This is a genomic window from Paracoccus sp. S3-43, from assembly GCF_029027965.1.
GTDB lineage: Bacteria > Pseudomonadota > Alphaproteobacteria > Rhodobacterales > Rhodobacteraceae > Paracoccus.
In genome coordinates, this window is the sequence record NZ_CP119082.1 from 1,658,162 (window position 1) to 1,677,783 (window position 19,622).

A 19,622-nucleotide genomic window follows, 5' to 3' on the forward strand; every position below is an offset into this window, starting at 1 on the left:
CTTGGTCCCCGACGACCGGCGCGCCCGCCGCAACGTGATCGTGCTGGTGGCGGCCCAGGCGACCCTGGGCGCGCAGATGTCGGTGATCTTCATCGTCGGCGGCCTGGCCGGGCAGATCCTGGCCCCCAATCCCTGCATCGCCACCCTGCCCCTGTCGATGATCGTTCTGGGATCGGCGCTGACCGCGCGGCCTCTGGCGCGCTTCATGCAGGCGCGCGGCAGGCAGGCGGGGTTCCTGCTGGCGGTGCTGGCGGGCGGAGCGGGCGCGGCGCTGGCCGCCTGGGGCCTGTCCGCCGGATCCTTCTGGCTGTTCATGGCCGGGTCGCTGCTGACCGGCATCTATATGGCGGCACAAGGATTCTATCGCTTTGCCGCGACCGACCTCGCATCCGAGGATTATGCCCCCCGCGCGATCAGCTGGGTGATGGCCGGCGGGCTGGCGGCGGCGATCATCGGTCCGGCGGTGGTGCGCGCGACCGATGGCCTGACGGCCGAGCCGTTCCTGGCCACCTATCTCGCGGTGATCGGCCTGAATGCCCTGGGCCCGTTCCTGTTCGCCTTCCTGGACAGCCCCCGGCCCCAGGCGGCGGTCAGCCAGCAACCCGCGGGCCGCAGCGCGGGCGAATTGCTGCGCCAGCCGCAGATCGCCGTGGCGATGATCTGCGGCATGGTCGCCTATGCGCTGATGAACCTGGTGATGACCTCGACCCCGCTGGCGGTGGTGGGCTGCGGTTTCGCGCCCACGGATGTCGCCTCGATCATCAGCTGGCATGTGCTGGCGATGTTCGGCCCCAGCTTCTTCACCGGCCACCTGGTCGCCCGCTTCGGGCCCGAACGGATCGTCGCCATCGGCCTGTTCCTTCTGGCGCTGGCCGGGGCCGCCGCGCTGTCGGGGGTTCAGTTGTCGCATTTCTATGCCGCCCTGATCCTGCTGGGGATGGGCTGGAACTTCGGCTATATCGGCGCGACCGCCATGCTGAACCGCGCCCACCGGCCCGAGGAACGGGGCCGGGTGCAGGGCCTGAACGACGCGGTGGTGTTCGGGGGCGTGTTCCTCGCCTCGCTGTCCTCGGGCGGGCTGATGAATTGCAGCGGCGGATCGGTCGTGGCGGGCTGGAACGCGGTCAACCTGGCGATGCTGCCCTTTCTGGTGCTGGCGGGCGGCGCGCTGATCTGGCTGATGTTGCGCCCGACAGAGGCGTAGCAGCGGGGGCCGGCCCCCGCGCCCCCGGGATATTTCGGCCAAGATGAAGATCAGAACAGGGATTTCTGATCCGGCGGGCTTGGTTTGCGCGGAGTTTTCGGTGCGCCTTCCGGGCGGGCCGTCACCCGGCCATCGGCGAATTCCAGTTCCACCTGCGCGGTCCTGCGCGCCGCGTTTGCGGTCGTGATCACGCCATCCGGCCCATGCACGACGACAAAGCCCCGCTTCAGCGTTTCGGTATAGCCCAGCGACTGCCGCATCCGGTCCGCCCGTTGCAGTGCATCGCTGCGGGTGCGGATCGCCCGCTGCGCCGCCAGGCCCAGCCTGCGGGACAGGTCGGACAGCTTTTCGTCCTGCACCGTAATCGCCCGCCGCGTCGTGGCCACCATCCGCGCCAGCGAGGCATCCAGCCGTTCCGCCATGGCCGTCATCCGATCGCGCCGCCGTTCCAGCCTGCGCGTCGCCGCAGCGTCCAGCCGATGTTCCATCCCGTGAAGCGCATGGGCCTTGCGATCCGTGAACCGGCGCAGCAGGGCCACCGGCATCGCCCGCACCGCAAGCTGGTGCCTGCGGGCGCGGACCAACCCGTGCAGCGCCGGATCCAGCCGCCCCGCCCACAGATCCAGCCGCTGCCGGGCGCTTTCGGTCAGCGCGGCCGGACGGCCAAGCGCGCGCGACAGGTCGCGCAGCCGCTGCCGGGGGCGGTCGATGTGATGCTGGCTGCACCGCGTCAGCCGGGCCTGCGATTCCGCCAGCCGCGCCGCCAGTTCCGCCAGCACCGGCACCGCCATTTCCGCCGCGGCGCTCGGCGTCGGCGCCCGGCGGTCCGAGGCGAAGTCGATCAGCGTCGTGTCCGTCTCGTGCCCCACGGCCGAGATCAGCGGAATGCGGCTTTCGGCGGCGGCGCGGACCACCGCTTCCTCGTTGAAGCCCCACAGATCCTCCAGGCTGCCGCCGCCCCGCGCGACGATCAGCAGATCCGGGCGCGGGATCGGGCCGCCCTGAGGCAAGGCGTTGAACCCCCGGATCGCGGCGGCGACCTGCGGCGCGCAACCCTCGCCCTGCACGGCAACCGGCCAGATCAGCACGCGCGTCGGAAAGCGGTCGCGCAGCCGGTGCAGGATGTCGCGGATCACCGCCCCGGATGGCGAGGTCACGACCCCGATCACGCGCGGCAGCGATGGCAGCGGCCGCTTGCGCGCCTCGTCGAACAGCCCTTCGGCGGCCAGGGCCTGGCGGCGCTTTTCCAGCATCGCCATCAGCGCGCCCAGGCCCGCCGGTTCGATCTGGTCGACGATCAGCTGATATTTCGACTGGCCGGGAAAGGTCGTCAGGCGGCCCGTCGCGATAACCTCCATCCCCTCCTCGGGGCGCTGCGCCAGCCTGGCGGCCTGCCCTTTCCAGGTCACGGCGGCCAGGACGGAGCGGTCGTCCTTCAGATCGAAATAGACATGCCCCGAGGATGGCCGCGACACGCGCCCGATCTCTCCGCGCACGCGGACGCGGCCGAACTGATCCTCCAGACTGCGTTTCACTGCCCCCGACAGTTCGGAAACCGTGAATTCATGCGCGTTGCTGCCCGGCGCGTCTTCCAGCAAATCCATGCGTCTTGTTCCCTTTCGCGGCCCAGACTAGAACGCCGCGACCAGAAGCGAAAGGGCGGCCCATGAACATCCTGATCCTCGGCGGCGGCGGGCGCGAACATGCGCTGGCCTGGGCGATCCGGCAGAACCCGAAATGCGACCGCCTGATCGTCGCGCCGGGCAATGCGGGCATCGCCAATGTCGCCGAATGCGCCGACCTGAACATCCTGTCCCGCGCCGAAGTGCTGGAATTTTCACAGGAAAACGCCATCGACTTCGTGGTGATCGGCCCCGAGGCGCCCCTGGCCGCGGGCGTGTCCGACGCCCTGCGCGATGCCGGTTTCCTGGTCTTCGGCCCGTCCCAGGCCGCCGCGCAGCTTGAGGCATCGAAGGCCTTCACCAAGGAGATCTGCGATGCCTGCGGGGCGCCCACCGCCGCCTGGGCGCGCTTCACCGATGCCGCAAGCGCCCGCGATTACGTCACCGCACAGGGCGCCCCCATCGTGGTCAAGGCCGACGGCCTGGCGGCGGGCAAGGGCGTCACCGTGGCCGAAACCCTGGATCAGGCCCATCAGGCCATCGACGCCATCTTCGACGGCGAATTCGGCGAAATGTCGGTCGTGATCGAGGAATTCATGGCGGGCGAGGAGGCCAGCTTCTTCATCCTCTGCGACGGCACCGACTGCCTTCCCATCGGCACCGCCCAGGACCACAAGCGCGTGGGCGACGGCGATACCGGCCCCAATACCGGCGGGATGGGCGCCTACAGCCCCGCCCCGATCCTGACCGATGCCTTGCAGGCGCAGGTGATGGCGCGGATCGTGCGCCCCACGGTGGCGGAAATGGCCGCGCGCGGAACCCCTTTCCAGGGCGTGCTTTACGCCGGGCTGATGATCCGGGACCGAGGCGCGCGCCTTGTCGAATACAATGTCCGTTTCGGCGACCCGGAATGCCAGGTGCTGATGATGCGCCTTGGCGCACAGGTGCTGGACCTGCTGCTGGCCTGCGCCGAGGGGCGACTGGCCGGAACGGCCGTCAACTGGGCCGACGATCACGCGCTGACGGTGGTGATGGCCGCGAACGGCTATCCCGGCCACTATGAAAAAGGCAGCGTCATCAAGGGGCTGGACAGCCTGTCCGAAAGCAGTTTCCAGATGACCTTCCACGCGGGCACCGCCAGCAGGGACGGCGCGGTCATCGCCAGCGGCGGCCGCGTCCTCGCCTGCACCGGTCGCGGCGCGACCCTGGCCCAGGCGCATCGGCGCGCCTATGCGCAGGTCGACGCGATCGACTGGCCCGGCGGCTTCTGCCGCCGCGACATCGGCTGGCGCGCGCTCTAGGCTTCTTCTTCACTCAAATATCCCCGCCGGAGGCATCCGACGAGGCAACCGGCACCTACAGGCTGGAATACAGCCCTTCATAGATCGGCAGCAGCGTATCCGTCTCGAACAGGCTGCTGACCGAGGTGCCGTTCCAGATGTTCAGGATCGCCTGCGCGAACATCGGCGCGGTCGGCACGATGCGGATGTTCGGCGCGGCCTTCACGGCCTCGGTCGGCTGGATCGAATCGGTGATGACCAGCGACTTCATCACCGACTTGGTGACCCGCTCCACCGCCGGCCCGGACAGCACGCCATGGGTGATATAGGCATGGACCTCGGTCGCGCCGCTGTCGGTCAGCACCTGCGCGGCCTTCACCAGCGTCCCGGCGGTGTCGCAGATGTCGTCGACGATGATGCAGACCTTGCCCGCCACGTCTCCGATCACGGTCATCTCGGCGATCTCGCCCGCCTTCTCGCGGCGCTTGTCAACGATGGACAGGGGCGCGCCGATCCGCGTCGCCAGTTCCCGCGCGCGGGCCACGCCGCCCACGTCGGGCGACACCACCATCAGATCCTGCATCCGGCCCCGGAAATGATGCTGCACGTCCAGGGCAAAGACCGGCGCGGCATAAAGGTTGTCCACCGGAATGTCGAAGAACCCCTGGATCTGGGCCGCGTGCAGATCCAGCGTCAGAACCCGGTGGATCCCCGCCTCGGTCAGCAGGTTCGCCACAAGCTTGGCGCTGATCGGGGTGCGGGCCTTGGCCCGGCGGTCCTGCCGGGCATAGCCGAAATAGGGGATGACCGCCGTGATCCGCGCCGCCGAGGACCGCTTCAGCGCGTCCGACATGATCAGCAGTTCCATCAGGTTGTCGTTCGCCGGGTTCGAGGTCGGCTGGATGATGTACATATCCTCGCCGCGCACGTTCTCGAACACCTCGACGAAGATCTCCTGGTCGTTGAAGCGCTCCACCCGCGCCTCGCACAGGCTGACATTCATGCCCCGGTGCATCGACATGCGCCGGGCGATGGCCGCCGCAAGGGTGCGGTTGGCATTGCCGGAAATCAGCTTGGGTTCGGTCATGACGGGCATAAAGGGGGCCTTTCGCGTGGATTCGCCAGATTGCGCCCGCCTTATCACCGGGCTAGCCTGCGGGCAAACCGCGAAGGATCGTCATGGCCACCATCGACTATTATTTCGGAACGATCAGCCCCTGGGCCTATCTGGCCGGCGACCGGCTGGAACGGATCGCCGACCGCCACGGCGCGACGATCGCCTACAAGCCGCTGGACATCCTTCAGCTTTTCGACCGCACCGGAGGCGTCCGCCCGGCCGACCGCCATCCCAGCCGGATGGAGTATCGCGCCCAGGAACTGCTCCGCTGGGCCGAATACCTGGGCATGGCGCTGAACCAGAGGCCTGCGTTCTGGCCGGTGAACATGGCGCCGTCCTCCTATGCGATCATCGCCGCGCAGCAGGCGGGCGGCGGCGATCCGGGCGGACTGGTGCGGGGCTTCCTGCGCGCCGTCTGGGCCGAGGATCGTGACATCAGCGACGATGCCGTGATCCGCGATGTGCTGGGGGCGCATGGCTTCGATCCTGCCTTGGCGGACAAGGGGCTGTTCATCGGCGCCGAAACCTATGGCCGCAATCTGGAACAGGCGGTCGAGGCCGGGGCCTTCGGATCCCCCTTCTATATCGTCCGCGAAACGGGCCAGCGGTTCTGGGGCCAGGACCGGCTGGATTTCCTGGACTGGCACCTGTCCGCGGCATGACCGGCATCCACAAGCGGCACTGGCCCGGCGACAGGGATCGCCCGGCCCTTGCGCTGCATTGCATGATGGGCAACGCCGCCTATTGGGGGCCGATCGCCGCGCGGCTTGACGGACGGGTCGATCTGTCGGCCTTCGACATGCCGGGCCACGGCCGCAGCGGGCCCTGGACGGCCCAGCCCGGCGGCCCGGATTTCCACACCGCCGTGACCCGGATCGCCGCCAGCTTCATCGACCGGCCGCTGGATCTGATCGGTCACAGCCTGGGCGCAACCGTCGCTTTGCGCATCGCCGTGGCCGCGCCCGATGCCGTGCGCAGCCTGACGCTGATCGAACCCGTGCTGTTCGCCGCCGCGCCGGACCCGGAACAGGCCGCGCGCGACAGGACCATGACGGATCTTCTGGCCCAGGGACAGGCCGAGGACGCCGCGCGCGGCTTCATCGACATCTGGGGGGCACAGCCCTTCGATACGCTCCCCCGCCCCGCGCAGCAGACCATGACCGGCCAGATCGGCCTCGCCGCCCAGACGGACGACACTCTGACGCGGGACCGGGCCGGCATCTTGCGGGACGGAGGGCTGGAATCCATCGAGGCGCCGGTCATGATCATCGCGGGCGAACGCTCTCCCGCCGTGATCCACCGCATTGCCGATGCTCTGGCCGCCCGTCTTGCGGATGTCGGGCGGGCGGCGGTGCCGGATGCGGGCCACATGCTGCCCCTGACCCATCCCGACCAGACCGCAGGACTGATCGCCCTGAACCTGGACAGGGCCTAACCGCGAAGTCGGTCCTTGTGCGGGAGCGCGCCCAGAGCCAGCCACTCGGCCCGGATCCGCGCAACCCGCGTATCGCCCAGGTCTGGAAAACGATGTCGAAGCCTGACCGGGTGATCCTGTCCGCCCGGATATCGGCCCTTTGGTTGGCGCTGCGGTCGATGTCCCACATGGCGACGGCGAGGTGAACGGCGGGCGTGAACGGCGGGCGGTGCCGCGAAGGCTTCGTCGAAGAACCCCGTCTGGCGGATCGCGCGCGGGCCTTCGCCCGACCACATGGGATCGTGATTTTCGAATGCGGAGAACAGCAGGGAGGCTCCCTGGCAGAGGCCGATCGCGTGATGGTTGAAAGGCTTCATCCCCCACCCTTCCTTCGACCGAAGGGTATCCCGTCGCCGGTCCAGTACGGCCGGTGGCTACAAATTTCGACAACCTTCTGAACGGCCTGACTTTCGCCTCTCAGGCGAAGGCTTCCTCGAAGGCGCGTTCCAGGATTTCCACCTGTCCCCGACCGTCCACCAAGGCGGCGTCAAAGCGCAATTCCGGCAAAGGCGTCTGCCCGGCCGCCTCGCAATATTCCAATGCCGCGCGCATGATGCGGCCTTGTTGCGCGGCGCCCAACCGGCAGGCAGCCTCTTGATGGGTCGAGGACTGCTTGACCTCGACAAAGACCAGGCATTTCCCGTCCCTCGCAATCAGGTCGACCTCTCCGGCCTTGCCACGCCAGCGTCGCGCCAGGATCGTCATGCCCTTGCGTTCCAGCAGGCGGGCCACGCTGTCCTCGGCCATCGCGCCGGACAAATGCGCCAGGCGTCCCCGCGTCCTGCGGACCGACGACACCTGCCGGGGCTGCAAGGGCACCGCCCATGGCAGGTCCAGCGATCTGACGGCATGGCCCATCTTCAATCCTTCCCTTCATCCGACAGCCCGAGCGCGATCTGATAGACATCGCGCCGCGCCATTCCCAGTTCCGCCGCCACTTCGCGGGCGGCATCCTTCACCGTCATCGACGCCAGCCGTGCTTGCAGCGCGGCGCGCACCGTCTGGCCGTCCGCCTGCACCGGCTGGGGCCGGTCGACCAGCATCACGACCTCTCCCTTCAGGGTGGCCATGCGCGGATCCTGCGCCAGTTCGGCGGCGGTGCCCCGGATCACTTCCTCGAACCGTTTGGTCAGTTCCCGCGCCACCACTGTAAGTCGATTCGCATCAACCTCGCACATCTCTTTCAATGTTTGATTAACGCGCCTCGGGCTTTCGAACAGGATCAGCGTGGCATCGACCGCCATCCAGTCGCGCAGCCAGGTCAGCCGCGCGCCCTTGGTGGATGGCGGAAAGCCCAGGAACAGGAAACGGTCGCTGGGCAGGCCCGACAGGCTCAGCGCCACCAGTGGGGCCGAGGGGCCGGGAATCGCCTGGACCCGGTGGCCCAGGGACGCGGCCTCTCGGGCGAGGCGGTAGCCCGGATCGGCCACCAGGGGCGTGCCCGCGTCCGAGGCATAGGCGACGCTGGCCCCGCCCGCCAGGGCCGCCATCAATCCGGGCCGGGCGCGTTCGCCGTTATGGTCGTGATAGGGCACGATCCGCCTGCCCCGCAGCGGAATGCCGTGGATGTCCAGCAGGTGACGCAGCACGCGCGTATCCTCTGCCGCCAGCACATCGGCGGCATTCAGCACGTCAAGCGCCCGCAGCGTGATGTCGCGCGCGGTGCCGATGGGCGTCGCCACCAGATAGAGGCCGGAGTCCAGCCGCGGCGCCTCGACATGGGCCGACAGGCGATGGGCGGATTGGGGTTCGTCGCGTGCTCCGGTCATCGCCTTCTCCTTCCGACTGATTGCCAAGCAAGCCTGTTGGTCCTAGGCTGGCCGCACCTCGCCGATACCTTACAGCAGGGAAGTTTCATATGGTCGTTTCCGCCACAACCCGGCCCGCCGCCGGATTGCGCCGCGCCTTTACCCGTGCCGCAGCCATCCTGTCCGCCTTCGTCCTGGCCGCCTGCGACCCCGTCGGAGGATCGCAGCAGGCCAGCGGTCCCGCCATCGGCCCGCTGATCAACCCCGGCGAACCGGTGCGGGTTGCCCTGCTGGCGCCGGGCGGCAGCGGATCGGCCGATCTGGAATGGCTGTCGCGCAGCCTCAAGAACGCCGCGCGCATGGCCGCCGCCGATGCGCAGGGCGCGACGATCGACCTGCGCGTCTATGACACCGGGACCAGCACGGAACAGGCCGTGGCCCAGGCCAATGCCGCCGCCGATGCGGGCGCGCAGATCATCGTCGGCCCGCTGTTCGCCGAAGGCGCCAATGCCGTGGGCAATGCCATGCGGCCGCGCAACATCAACGTCCTGTCCTTTTCCAACAACGCCGAGATCGCGGGCGGCAACGTCTTCATCCTGGGCAACAGCTTCGCCAATATCGCCGACCGGCTGGTCGGCTATGGCGTCCGCCAGGGCAAGCGCAACATCTATGTCGTGGCCGAGGACGACATCGCCGGCCAGCTTGGCGGGCGCGCCATCGAGACCGCCATCGCCCGCAACCGCGCGCGGCTGGCCGGGCGCATCAACCACCCGGTCTCGGTGACCGGCATCGACACCGTGGCCCCGCAGATCGCCGCAGCGGCCCGGTCCGGCCAGGTGGACGCGGTGTTCATGACGGCCAACAACCAGGCCGTCCTGCCCTATCTGACGGAAAAGCTGGCCGCCGCCGGGGTCCGGTCGCCCGTCACGCAGATGATGGGCCTGACCCGCTGGGACCAGCCCCCCGCCCGCATCTCCCTGCCGCAGTTGCAGGAAGGCTGGTTCGCGATCCCGGACCAGGGCCTGCGCGCGCAGTTCGACGCCCGCTATCGCGGCGCTCACGGCGAACAGCCGCACGACCTGGCCAGCCTAGCCTATGACGGGGTGGCGGCGATCGCGTCGCTGGTCCGCAGCGGACAGCGCAATGCCCTGACGACCACCGGGCTGACGCAGCGCGCGGGATTCGCGGGCGTCGGCGGCGTCTTCCGGCTGCGGCCCGACGGCACCTCGGAACGAGCCCTGGCGGTCGCCACCCTGCGCGGCAACCGGCTGGTGATCCTGGATCCGGCGCAGCGCGGCTTTGGCGGCGCCGGGTTCTGATCTTGTCCGACCTGCCCGAGACGACGATTCTGCAAAGCGCCCCGGCCCTGTCCGGGGCGCATCCCATCTTCGACCCCGCCTCTTTCCTGCCGATCCTGGACGGGGCGCTGTCGGGCCTGTCCGAAGGCCGGGCGATCCGGGCGCGCACCGTGGCCCTGCTGTCGGACGCCCGGTCCGAGGCCATGCGCGCCATCGAGGCGGGCCTTGCCAGCCACCCCCGCGCCGCGCGCGAAACCGTGCGCGCCATCGCCAGCCTGACCGACGGCATCGTCATCGCCACCCATCACGTCGCCACGACCCGGCTGCATCCCCAGCAATCCCCATCCGAGGCCGAACGGCTGGCGGTGCTGGCCGTAGGCGGCTATGGCCGGGCGGAAATGGCGCCCGAATCCGACGTGGACCTGCTGTTCCTGACGCCGTGGAAGATCACCGCCTGGGCGGAAAGCGTGGTCGAATCGATGCTGTATATCCTGTGGGATCTGAAGCTGAAGATCGGCCATTCCATCCGCAGCGTGGACGACTGCATCCGCCTGGGCGCGGGCGACATGACCATCCGCACCTCGCTGGTCGAACACCGGCTGGTCGCGGGCCACGCCCCCCTGGCCGAGGAATTGCGCGAACGCCTGTGGGTCGAGCTGTTTTCCCGCACCATCCCCGAATTCATCGAGGCCAAGCTGGAAGAACGCTCGGCCCGCCACCAGCGGCAGGGCGGCCAGCGATATGTCCTGGAACCCAACGTCAAGGAGGGCAAGGGCGGGCTGCGCGACCTGCAAACGCTGTACTGGATCGCGAAATACATCCACCGCGTCGACCGCGCCGTCGAACTGGTCGATCTGGGGGTCTTCACGCGCGAAGAACACCTGGCCTTCTGGCAGGCCGAGGATTTCCTCTGGGCCGTGCGCTGCCACCTGCACCTGATCGCGGGGCGGCCGGCCGACGTGCTGTCCTTCGACATGCAGGTCGAGGTCGCGCGGCGCATGGGCTACAAGGACACGACCGCCCGGCGCGGCGTGGAATATTTCATGCAGGACTATTTCCGCCACGCCACCCATGTGGGCGAGCTGACCCGCGTCTTCCTGACCGAGCTTGAGGCCCGCCATGTCCGCAGCGCGCCCTTCCTGGGCCGCCTGTTCCGCCGCCGCCGCAAGCTGCGGCACGGTTTCGTCGACAACCTGGGCCGTCTGGCCATCGCCGACGACGCGGCCTTTCTTCAAGACCCGCTGAACATCCTGCGCCTGTTCGAGGAGGCGCTGCGCACCGGCATCCTGATCCATCCCGACGCCATGCGGCTGGTCGCGGCCAATCTGGATCTGATCGACGACAAGGTCCGCAGCGACCCCGAGGCGACGCGGATCTTCCTGGATCTGCTGCTGAAGCACGGCAACCCCGAACGTGGCTTGCGCCGCATGAACGAACTGGGCGTGCTGGCGGCCTTCATCCCGGAATTCGAACCGGTCGTGGCGATGATGCAGTTCAACATGTATCACCACTATACGGTGGACGAACATTCCATCCAATGCGTCGCCGCCCTGGCCGAGATCGAGCGGGGCGAGCATCCCGAAGACCTGCCCCTGTCCAGCGAGATCATGGAGACCGGCATCAACCGCCGCGTCCTTTATCTCGCGGTGCTGCTGCACGACATCGGCAAGGGGCGGCGAGAGGATCATTCGATCCTGGGGGCGCGGCTGGCGCGGCGGATCGCGACCCGCTTCGGCTTTCCGCAGGACGAGATCGACACCGTGGAATGGCTGGTGCGCAACCACCTGCTGATGTCGGACGTGGCGCAGAAGCGCGACATCGCCGACCCGCGCACGCTGCGCGATTTCGCCAAGGCGGTGAAGACCCGCAGGCGGCTGGACATGCTGCTGGTGCTGACGGTCTGCGACATTCGCGGCGTCGGCCCCGGCACCTGGAACAACTGGAAGGCCGCGCTGCTGCGCAAGCTGCACGAGGAAACCGCCCTGGTCCTGGAAAACGGGATGGAGGAGCTGAACCGCGACCGCCGCCAGACCGAATCCAAGCGCAGCCTGCGCCACCTGCTGATCGCCAAGGGATGGGAGGCCAAGGCCATCCGGGCCGAGCTTGGGCGCCATTACGACAGCTATTGGTCGGGGCTGCCCACCGAAACGCAGGCCAGCTTTGCCGAAATGCTGAACGGCATCGAACCGGATGAGATCCGCATCGACCTGCGCGCCGACCCCGACCGCGACGCCACGCGCGCGGCCTTCGTGCTGGCCGACCATCCAGGGATCTTTTCCCGCCTCTGCGGGGCGCTGACGCTGATGGGCGCGAACGTGGTCGATGCGCGGACCTATACGACGCGGGACGGCTTCGCGACCGCCGTCTTCTGGGTGCAGGATCCCGATGGCAGCCCCTTTGACGAAGACCGGATGCCCAGGCTGCGCCAGAAGATCCTGAGCATCCTGAGGGGAGAGATCGTCGCGCGCGAGGCCTTCGCCACCCGCGACAAGCCCAAGAAGCGCACACGGGAATTCAGGTTCCCGACCCATGTCACCTTCGACAACGAAGGCAGCGACATCTATACCATCATCGAGGTGGATACCCGCGACCGTCCCGGCCTGCTCTATGACCTGACCCGGACGATGGCCGCGAACCATATCCAGATCGTCAGCGCGGTGATCGCCACCTTCGGCGCGCAGGTGGTGGACAGTTTCTATGTCAAGGATATGTTCGGCCTGAAACTGCACAGCGACGCGAAACGCGACGCCCTGGAAAAGAAACTGCGCGCGGCCATCGCCGACGGGGCAAAACGGGCAGAGGCATAAATCATGAAATCGGGACTGGTGCGCGGATTCCTCTCGGTAGGGATCTGGACCTTCGTGTCGCGCGTCTCGGGCTTTGTCCGCGACATCCTGATGGCCGCCTGGCTGGGCAGCGGCGCGATGGCGGACGCCTTCTTCGTGGGCCTGTCGCTGCCCAACATGTTCCGCCGCTTCTTCGCCGAGGGCGCCTTCAACACCGCCTTCGTGCCGATGTTCGCCAAGAAGCTGGACGATCGCGCCGACGCGCAACGCTTCGCGTCCGAGGCGTTTTCCGGCCTGCTGATGAGCGTGCTGATCCTGTCGGCCGTGGCGATGGTGTTCATGCCGGGGCTGGTCTGGCTGATGGCATCCGGCTTTGCCGGAGACGAGCGTTTTCCGCTGGCGGTGCAATATGGCCGGATCATGTTTCCGTATATCCTGCTGATCTCGCTGGCCTCGATGATCTCGGGCGTGCTGAACGCGAACGGCCGCTTCACCGCCGCCGCCGCCGCGCCGGTGCTGCTGAACCTGCTGTTCATCGCGGCGATGGCGGTGGCCTGGTGGCGGGGCTGGGACGTGGGCCTGACGCTGGCCTGGGCCACGCCGCTGACCGGGATCGCGCAGCTTGCGCTTGTCTGGTGGGACGCGCATCGCACCGGCTGGTCCTTCACGCCCCGCCGCCCGCGCCTGACCCCCGACATGCGCCGCCTGCTGGCCGTGGCCCTGCCCGCCGCCTTCGCGGGCGGCGTGGTGCAGATCAACCTGCTGGTCGGCCGCCAGGTCGCCAGCCATTTCGAGGGCGCGATTTCCTGGCTGTCCTATTCCGACCGCCTGTATCAACTGCCGCTGGGCGTGGTCGGCGCGGCGGTGGCCGTGGTGCTGCTGCCCGAACTGTCGCGGCGGCTGCGGGCGGGGGATCACGCGGGCGGCCAGTCGGCCTATTCCCGCGCCACCGAATTCGGGCTGTTCCTGACCCTGCCCGCCGGCTTCGCCATCGCGGTCATCGCCGAACCGATGGTCAGCACCCTGTTCGAGCGCGGGCAGTTCACCGCATATGACACCACGCAGACCGCCCGCGCGCTGATCGTCTATGCCTTCGGCCTGCCCGCCTTCGTGCTGCAAAAGATCCTGCAACCGCTGTATTTCGCGCGCGAGGATACGAAGACCCCGTTCCGCTATGCGCTGTGGTCGATGCTGGTCAACGCCATCGTGGCCTTCGGGCTGATGCCCTGGCTGGGCTTCCTGGCCGCCGCCCTGGGCACCACGGTCGCCGCCTGGATCATGGTCGCGCAACTGTGGTGGGGCACCCGCGCCATGGGCGACGCGGCCCGCGCCGACGCCCGCCTGTGCCGCAAGACGCCGCTGATCGTGCTGTCCTCGGCGTTGATGGCGGGGGCGCTGTGGCTGGTGATGGGCTGGCTGGACGCCGCCCAGGTCGGGAAGGTGCCGGGTCTGGCGATCCTCGTCTTCGGCGGGGCCGCGATCTATTTCACGCTCAGCTTCGCGACCCGCGCCTATCGGCTGTCCGACCTGAAGGCGGCGATGCGCCGGCGCTAGACTAGCGCGCCGTATAGCCGCCATCGACCAGGTGATAGGATCCGGTGATGAAGCTGGCCTGGTCCGACAGCAGGTAAAGCACCAGCGAGGCGACCTCATCAGCGGTGCCCAGCCGCTGCAAGGCATGTTGCGTGGCAAGATAGTCCAGCGTCCGGCTGTCCAGATTCTCGTCCAACATCGGCGTGCTGATGAAGCCCGGCCCGACCGCGTTCACGCGGATCCCATCCGCCGCATGTTCCAGCGCGGCCGCCTTGGTCAGCCCGTTCACCCCGTGCTTGGCCGCGACATAGGCCGAGGATTTGGCGAATCCCACCGAACCCAGGATCGAGGACATGTTGACGACGGCCCCGCCGCCCGCGCGCTTCATCGCCGGGATCGCAAAGCGCATCCCCAGGAAGACGCCGATCAGGTTCACGTCGATGACCTTCCTCCAGGCCTCGACCGGATAGTCGCCCGTTGTCGCCTGGGCGCCGCCGATCCCGGCATTGTTGACCAGGTGCGACAGCGACCCGGTCTCATCCTCGGCAAAGCGCACAAGCGCCTGGATATCGCTTTCGGACGCCACATCGGCGGCGCAGGCCAGGGCCCTGCCCCCCGCTGCGACGATGGCATTGGCGACTTTCTGCGCGGCGTCCCGGTTCAGGTCCGACACCACGACCGTGCCGCCCGCCGCCGCATAGCCTTCGGCGATGGCGCGCCCGATGCCGGATGCCGCGCCCGTCACGACGCCCGTTCTGCCTGCGAATTCGATCTTCATGCCTTGTCCTTTCCTGGATATGGAACCGTGCCGATCATCGCACGGGAATCGTCAGCGCGCCCTGATCTGGCGCAAGACCCGTTGCATCCCGCCGTCGACCAGCAGGAAGCTGAGACCGAAGCCCACGAAAAACCCGGCGATCTCGGCGATCCAGCCAAAGCCCGCGCCGCCGAAGACGATGCCGAACACAAGCTGGAAGGCCAGCAACATCCCGATCAGCGTGAAGGCCCGCATCCGGTTGGCGTGGACGGCGCCAAGCCGCGTCCACAGCAGGAAGGTGAAGGCCCCCACCAGCCCATAGACCGCCGGATAGCCGCCGATCAGAGGTCCCGGCCGCCCCGGCAGCAGCGAAATCGCCGCCGTATAGACCAGGGCGCCGCCGATGGCCGATCCCAGGAACAGCGCGATCACCGCCCAGGGCCGGAACTCGCGCGCGATCATGTTGCCAAGCGCCAGGGTGAAGACCACCACGAAGGCCGCATGGGTGAAGGACGAATTGACGAAGCTGTAGGACAGGATGCGGTAAGCCTGGTCCCAATCGACCGCGCCCAACTGCCACATGCGCTGCACCATCTCGGGCGCGAAGGCGGTCATCTGCATGGCCGACAGCCGCAGCCCCACGCCCTGCGCGCCGCCGATCAGCCCGGTCTGGCCCAACAGGAACAGGATCTCTCCGGCGATCGCGGGCAGGCACAGCGCCCAGACGGCGGCGGGAATCGGGTTGAGGGGCGAGACGGGCATGGCCTGGCGCATCGGGTTTCCTTCGCGGTTGCGATCGCTTTGGCCAAGGGCTAAGCCACTGGCAGCGAAAATCCAAGCAGGCCCGACATGACCGAGACGCCGAAGACTCGTTTCACCCCCCGCATCTTCTCCGGGATCCAGCCCTCGGGCGGGCTGACGCTGGGCAATTACCTGGGTGCGCTGAAACGCTTCGCGGCGCTGCAAGGCGGCGATGCGCAGACGATCTATTGCCTGGTGGACCTGCACGCGATCACCGTCTGGCAGGATCCCGAAACCCTGCGCCGCAATATCCGCGAGGCGGCGGCGGCCTTCATGGCCTCGGGCGTCGATCCCCGGCAGTCGATCCTGTTCAACCAGTCCCAGGTGTCCGCCCATGCCGAAATGGGCTGGCTTTTCAATACCGTGGCTCGCGTCGGCTGGATGTACCGGATGACCCAGTTCAAGGACAAGGCGGGCAAGAACACCGAAAACGTCAGCCTGGGCCTGCTGGCCTATCCGGCGCTGATGGCCGCCGACATCCTGACCTATCAGGCGACCGCCGTGCCGGTGGGCGAGGATCAGAAACAGCATCTGGAACTGACCCGCGACATCGCCGCCAAGTTCAACCACGATTACGGGGTCGAGCAGTTCCCGATCACCGAACCCCTGATCGAGGGCGTGGCGACCCGCGTCATGTCCCTGCGCGACGGGTCGAAGAAGATGTCGAAATCCGATCCCTCGGATGCCAGCCGCATCAACCTGACCGATGACGCCGACACCATCGCCCAGAAGATCCGCAAGGCCCGCACCGATGCCGACCCGCTGCCGGGCAGCCTCGACGGGCTGAAGGACCGGCCCGAGGCGAAGAACCTGGTCAACATCTATGCCGCGCTGGCCGATGAGACCCCCGACCAGGTGCTGTCCCGATTCGAGGGGCAGGGCTTCGGCGCCTTCAAGCCGGCGCTGGCGGACCTGGCCGTGGCGTCGCTGCAACCGATCACGCGGCGGATGAACGACTTCATGGCCGACCCGGCCGAAATCGACCGCATCCTGGGCGAAGGCGCTGTTCGCGCAGACGAACTTGCGACCCCGATTCTGGAGCGGACCAAGGACATCATGGGCCTGCTGCGCACCCGGCCCTGATTCCCCGACGCCCGCCATTCCCAAGCCGCCTTTGCCCGCCGCATCGGCGGCTTTTTCACGGCCTGCGGCGCGTGGCGGCAGTTTTCCTTTGCGGACAAGGCCTTGCGATACTTCCGACTGAAACAGTCAACTATTTGATTTCAATGGTTTTTCTTGCACTCCTCGGCCAGTGCCGTTAAAAGGGGTGGAACAAAGCCAGCAAGCGACACCGCCAGCCAGCTTTCCGAACCTCCAGCAAGCCAGCGTTCCGCCAGCCAGCCCGTGGTTCAACCTGCCAGCACCATCGGGACATCCGCCAGCAAGACAGCCTCGCGCCATCCTGCCAGCACCGCCTCGCAGCCCTAAAGGGATCGCATCACATCCGCCGCGATCTCGAAGCTATGCAGCCGCGCCTGATGATCGTGGATCTGCCCGGTCAGGATCACCTCGTCCGGGCGATGCCGGGCGATCAGCGCCTGAAGCTGGTCCTTCACCTGGCCCCTGTCGCCGACCGCGCTGATCCGCAGCGCCTCATCCACCATGCGCCGCATCTGCGGGCCGATCTCGGCATCCAGATCGGCCACCGGACGCGGCAGCTTGCCGGGCATTCCCGTGCGCAGCCGCGCGAAGGCCAGCTGCATCGAGGTCCGCAGATAGCGGGCCTGTTCCGCGTCATCCGCCGCAAAGACGTTGATCGCGATCATCACCTGCGGCCTGTCGTTCCATGGACCGGGGCGGAACCGTTCGCGATAGAGGGCGACGGCATGCTCCATGTCGCCCGGCGCGAAATGGCTGGCAAAGGCATAGGGCAGGCCCAGATGCGCGGCAAGCTGGGCGCCGAACAGGCTGCTGCCCAGGATCCAGACGGGGACGTTCGTGCCCTCGCCCGGCAGCGCACGGACGGCGGCGCCGGGCCGTTCGGGTCCAAGGTAATCCAGCAGCTCGACCACATCCTGCGGAAAGCTGTCGGCCATCCGGTCGCGGCGCAGCGCCCGGATCACGGCCCCATCGCCGCCCGGCGCGCGGCCCAGCCCCAGGTCGATGCGACCGGGAAAGGCGGTCGCCAGCGTGCCGAACGCCTCGGCCACGGTCAGCGGCGCGTGATTGGGCAGCATGATCCCGCCGGCGCCCACGCGCATGGTGCGCGTCACCTGCGCCACCAGCCCGATCAGGACGGCGGTCGCGGCACTGGCGATGCCCGGCATGTTGTGATGTTCGGCCAGCCAGAACCGGCGATAACCCCAGTCCTCGGCATGACGCGCAAGATCCAGGGTGTTGCGGATCGCATCGGCGGGTTCGGACCCTTCGGGCACCGGCGACAGATCCAAAAGGGAAAACGGAATGCTCATGAGGCCGAGTTATGATCTCGCCCCCGGAATGCAAGCGGCCGGCTGCGAAATCGGCGACCCGCCTTCTTCTTCACCCAAATATCCTCGGGGGGTGAATGGCGCGCCCGCGCGCCAGAGGGGGCGCGAGCGCCCCCTGCCCTTCACATCTTGCGCAGATAGGTCCAGGTCGGAACGCGCGCATCGCGGGCGACCGACCAGCTTTCCGCGTCGCCCAGATAGACAAAGCCGCAATTCGTCAGCACGCGGGCCGAGCCGGGATTGTCCTGGAACACCTCGGCGAACAGGGTGCGGGCCTTGTGCGGATTGGCCTTGACCAGGGCCTCGACCGCCTCGGTCGCGAAGCCGGTGTTCCAGAACCCCGCGCCGATCCAGAAGCCCAGTTCGGACTGGTCACCCTCCATCCGGGTCAGAGAGACGACGCCCAGCAGTTCGGCCAGCTTGTTGGCCGATCCGTCGATGGCCCAGACATCCTCGGTCCGGTCGGCGGACAGGGCGCGTGCCACGAATCCCTCGGACGCGCCGGGCGGCAAGGGGTGCGGGATCGCCCGTGTTCCTTCGGCCACCCGCTTGTCCGCGGTGTAATGCGCGATCATTCCCGCGTCGGACGGACGCAGGGGGCGCAGGATGAAGCGTTCGGTGACGATGACGGGCTGGTTCAGCGCGGCGTCCGAGATCTTGAGGTCGTCCAAAGGCGTCCCCTCCCGCATCGGTGCTGACATGACCATTTTTCCTCCCCGGAAAAACAACTGGGGACCGGCTTTCGCCGATCCCCTGTAACAGCGATTTGTTAAGTTCGGGTTACTCGGCGGCTTCGATGGTTGCGGGAAGGACCGAAATGAAGGTGCGGCCCTTCAGGCCCTTCTTGAAGGTCACCTGGCCATCGGTCAGCGCGAACAGGGTATGATCCTTGCCCATGCCGACATTGTCGCCCGCCCACCATTTGGTGCCGCGCTGGCGCACGATGATGTTGCCGGCACTGGCTTCCTGCCCGCCGAACAGCTTGACGCCCAGACGGCGACCGGCCGAATCGCGGCCGTTGCGGGACGAACCGCCTGCTTTCTTATGTGCCATGGGTCAGTCTCCTTACGCGTTTTCTTTGGTGCGCGCGCCGAGGGCGGCCTTCACACCGGTCTTGTCTGCGCCGTTGTCCAGAACATCGGTCACGCGCAGCAGGGTCAACTGCTGGCGATGCCCGCGCGTGCGCTGAGAGCTGTGCTTGCGGCGGCGCTTGACATAGGTGATGACCTTGTCGGCCTTGATCTGGTCGATCACCTCGGCCTGCACGCAGGCGCCATCGACCAGCGGCGCGCCCAGGGTCGTGCCGACCATCAGGATTTCGTTGAACTGGACCTTGTCGCCAGCCGCGGCATTCAGCTTTTCAACGCGCAGGACGTCGCCCGCCTGCACCTTGTATTGCTTGCCGCCTGTCTTCAGAACCGCGAACATCGCTTCGTTTCCTTCGTTGCCGCGTCCTTCGGCCCCGGATCGAACCGGCGTTGAGGGATCAGACCCGCCTTCGGACAGCGCATCCCGCGCATGGGGATGTCATTGAAAATAACACACCGGCCAAGGGCGTTCGCCCGGCCGGTCC

General features: G+C 67.7%; 18 protein-coding genes. 8 read left to right on the forward strand and 10 right to left on the reverse strand.

The genetic code is table 11. The annotated features are described in order from the left end of the window. Nucleotide 1 precedes the first annotated feature (1 nt). Nucleotides 2–1,204: an MFS transporter gene (locus tag PXD02_RS08635; RefSeq protein WP_275103519.1), complete on the forward strand. Its 1,203-nt coding sequence runs from the start codon at nt 2–4 to the stop codon at nt 1,202–1,204. Between the two features lie 50 nt (nt 1,205–1,254). Here the strand turns inward: PXD02_RS08635 and xseA are convergent, their stop codons facing one another. Further along, nucleotides 1,255–2,808 (reverse strand): exodeoxyribonuclease VII large subunit, encoded by a 1,554-nt coding sequence (xseA, locus tag PXD02_RS08640; protein WP_275103520.1) that lies wholly within the window; start codon nt 2,806–2,808, stop codon nt 1,255–1,257. A 62-nt stretch (nt 2,809–2,870) separates the two neighbouring features. On the opposite strand from xseA, the gene purD reads away from it, so the two are divergent. Then, on the forward strand, nt 2,871–4,127 hold the full coding sequence (purD, locus tag PXD02_RS08645) for a phosphoribosylamine--glycine ligase (RefSeq protein ID WP_275103521.1): 1,257 nt from the start codon (nt 2,871–2,873) through the stop codon (nt 4,125–4,127). A gap of 55 nt (nt 4,128–4,182) precedes the next feature. Here the strand turns inward: purD and PXD02_RS08650 are convergent, their stop codons facing one another. After that, entirely contained in the window at nt 4,183–5,202 is a 1,020-nt protein-coding gene (locus PXD02_RS08650; protein WP_275103522.1) for a ribose-phosphate pyrophosphokinase, read from the reverse strand. Nucleotides 5,203–5,285: 83 nt separating this feature from the next. On the opposite strand from PXD02_RS08650, the gene PXD02_RS08655 reads away from it, so the two are divergent. Together PXD02_RS08655 and PXD02_RS08660 are read left to right on the forward strand one after the other, a co-directional pair. Then, nucleotides 5,286–5,885: a 2-hydroxychromene-2-carboxylate isomerase gene (locus PXD02_RS08655; RefSeq protein ID WP_275103523.1), complete on the forward strand. Its 600-nt coding sequence runs from the start codon at nt 5,286–5,288 to the stop codon at nt 5,883–5,885. Continuing rightward, entirely contained in the window at nt 5,882–6,658 is a 777-nt protein-coding gene (locus tag PXD02_RS08660) for an alpha/beta fold hydrolase (RefSeq protein WP_275103524.1), read from the forward strand. The genes PXD02_RS08655 and PXD02_RS08660 overlap by 4 nt, the downstream gene beginning before the upstream one ends. 456 nt (nt 6,659–7,114) lie before the next feature. On the opposite strand, the gene PXD02_RS08670 is transcribed toward PXD02_RS08660, so the two are convergent. Then, nucleotides 7,115–7,555 (reverse strand): YraN family protein, encoded by a 441-nt coding sequence (locus tag PXD02_RS08670; RefSeq protein ID WP_275103526.1) that lies wholly within the window; start codon nt 7,553–7,555, stop codon nt 7,115–7,117. A 2-nt stretch (nt 7,556–7,557) separates the two neighbouring features. Then, on the reverse strand, nt 7,558–8,466 hold the full coding sequence (rsmI, locus tag PXD02_RS08675) for a 16S rRNA (cytidine(1402)-2'-O)-methyltransferase (protein WP_275103527.1): 909 nt from the start codon (nt 8,464–8,466) through the stop codon (nt 7,558–7,560). 89 nt (nt 8,467–8,555) lie between these two features. On the opposite strand from rsmI, the gene PXD02_RS08680 reads away from it, so the two are divergent. Genes PXD02_RS08680 through murJ form a run of 3 tightly spaced genes read left to right on the forward strand, consistent with a single transcriptional unit; the run spans nt 8,556 to nt 14,083 of the window. Next, the gene (locus PXD02_RS08680) at nt 8,556–9,764 is read left to right on the forward strand and encodes a penicillin-binding protein activator (RefSeq protein WP_275103528.1); all 1,209 of its coding nucleotides are present in this window, start codon (nt 8,556–8,558) and stop codon (nt 9,762–9,764) included. 26 nt (nt 9,765–9,790) lie between these two features. After that, nucleotides 9,791–12,550, forward strand: coding sequence for a [protein-PII] uridylyltransferase (locus PXD02_RS08685; RefSeq protein WP_473092078.1), 2,760 nt, complete (start codon nt 9,791–9,793; stop codon nt 12,548–12,550). 3 nt (nt 12,551–12,553) lie between these two features. Beyond that, complete coding sequence (gene murJ / locus PXD02_RS08690; RefSeq protein WP_275103529.1) at nt 12,554–14,083, forward strand: murein biosynthesis integral membrane protein MurJ; 1,530 nt, start codon at nt 12,554–12,556, stop codon at nt 14,081–14,083. Between the two features lies 1 nt (nt 14,084). Here the strand turns inward: murJ and PXD02_RS08695 are convergent, their stop codons facing one another. Both PXD02_RS08695 and PXD02_RS08700 read right to left on the reverse strand, forming a co-directional pair. After that, nucleotides 14,085–14,840 (reverse strand): SDR family NAD(P)-dependent oxidoreductase, encoded by a 756-nt coding sequence (locus tag PXD02_RS08695; protein WP_275103530.1) that lies wholly within the window; start codon nt 14,838–14,840, stop codon nt 14,085–14,087. 51 nt (nt 14,841–14,891) lie between these two features. Continuing rightward, nucleotides 14,892–15,593 (reverse strand): rhomboid family intramembrane serine protease, encoded by a 702-nt coding sequence (locus tag PXD02_RS08700; protein ID WP_275103531.1) that lies wholly within the window; start codon nt 15,591–15,593, stop codon nt 14,892–14,894. 75 nt (nt 15,594–15,668) lie between these two features. Here PXD02_RS08700 and trpS point away from each other — a divergent pair, with 75 nt between their 5' ends. Next, a complete protein-coding gene (gene trpS, locus PXD02_RS08705) occupies nt 15,669–16,703 on the forward strand; it encodes a tryptophan--tRNA ligase (protein ID WP_275103532.1) in 1,035 nt (344 codons plus the stop codon). 341 nt (nt 16,704–17,044) lie between these two features. Here trpS and PXD02_RS08710 read toward each other — a convergent pair whose 3' ends face one another. The 4 genes from PXD02_RS08710 to rplU form a co-directional block, all read right to left on the reverse strand. Continuing rightward, nucleotides 17,045–18,025, reverse strand: a complete 981-nt coding sequence (locus PXD02_RS08710) for an LLM class flavin-dependent oxidoreductase (protein WP_275106393.1) — start codon at nt 18,023–18,025, stop codon at nt 17,045–17,047. A 146-nt stretch (nt 18,026–18,171) separates the two neighbouring features. Next, nucleotides 18,172–18,738, reverse strand: coding sequence for a GNAT family N-acetyltransferase (locus tag PXD02_RS08715; protein WP_473092079.1), 567 nt, complete (start codon nt 18,736–18,738; stop codon nt 18,172–18,174). A 91-nt stretch (nt 18,739–18,829) separates the two neighbouring features. After that, a complete protein-coding gene (gene rpmA / locus PXD02_RS08720) occupies nt 18,830–19,102 on the reverse strand; it encodes a 50S ribosomal protein L27 (protein WP_275103534.1) in 273 nt (90 codons plus the stop codon). Nucleotides 19,103–19,114: 12 nt separating this feature from the next. Then, complete coding sequence (rplU, locus tag PXD02_RS08725; RefSeq protein ID WP_275103535.1) at nt 19,115–19,477, reverse strand: 50S ribosomal protein L21; 363 nt, start codon at nt 19,475–19,477, stop codon at nt 19,115–19,117. Nucleotides 19,478–19,622: the final 145 nt, after the last annotated feature.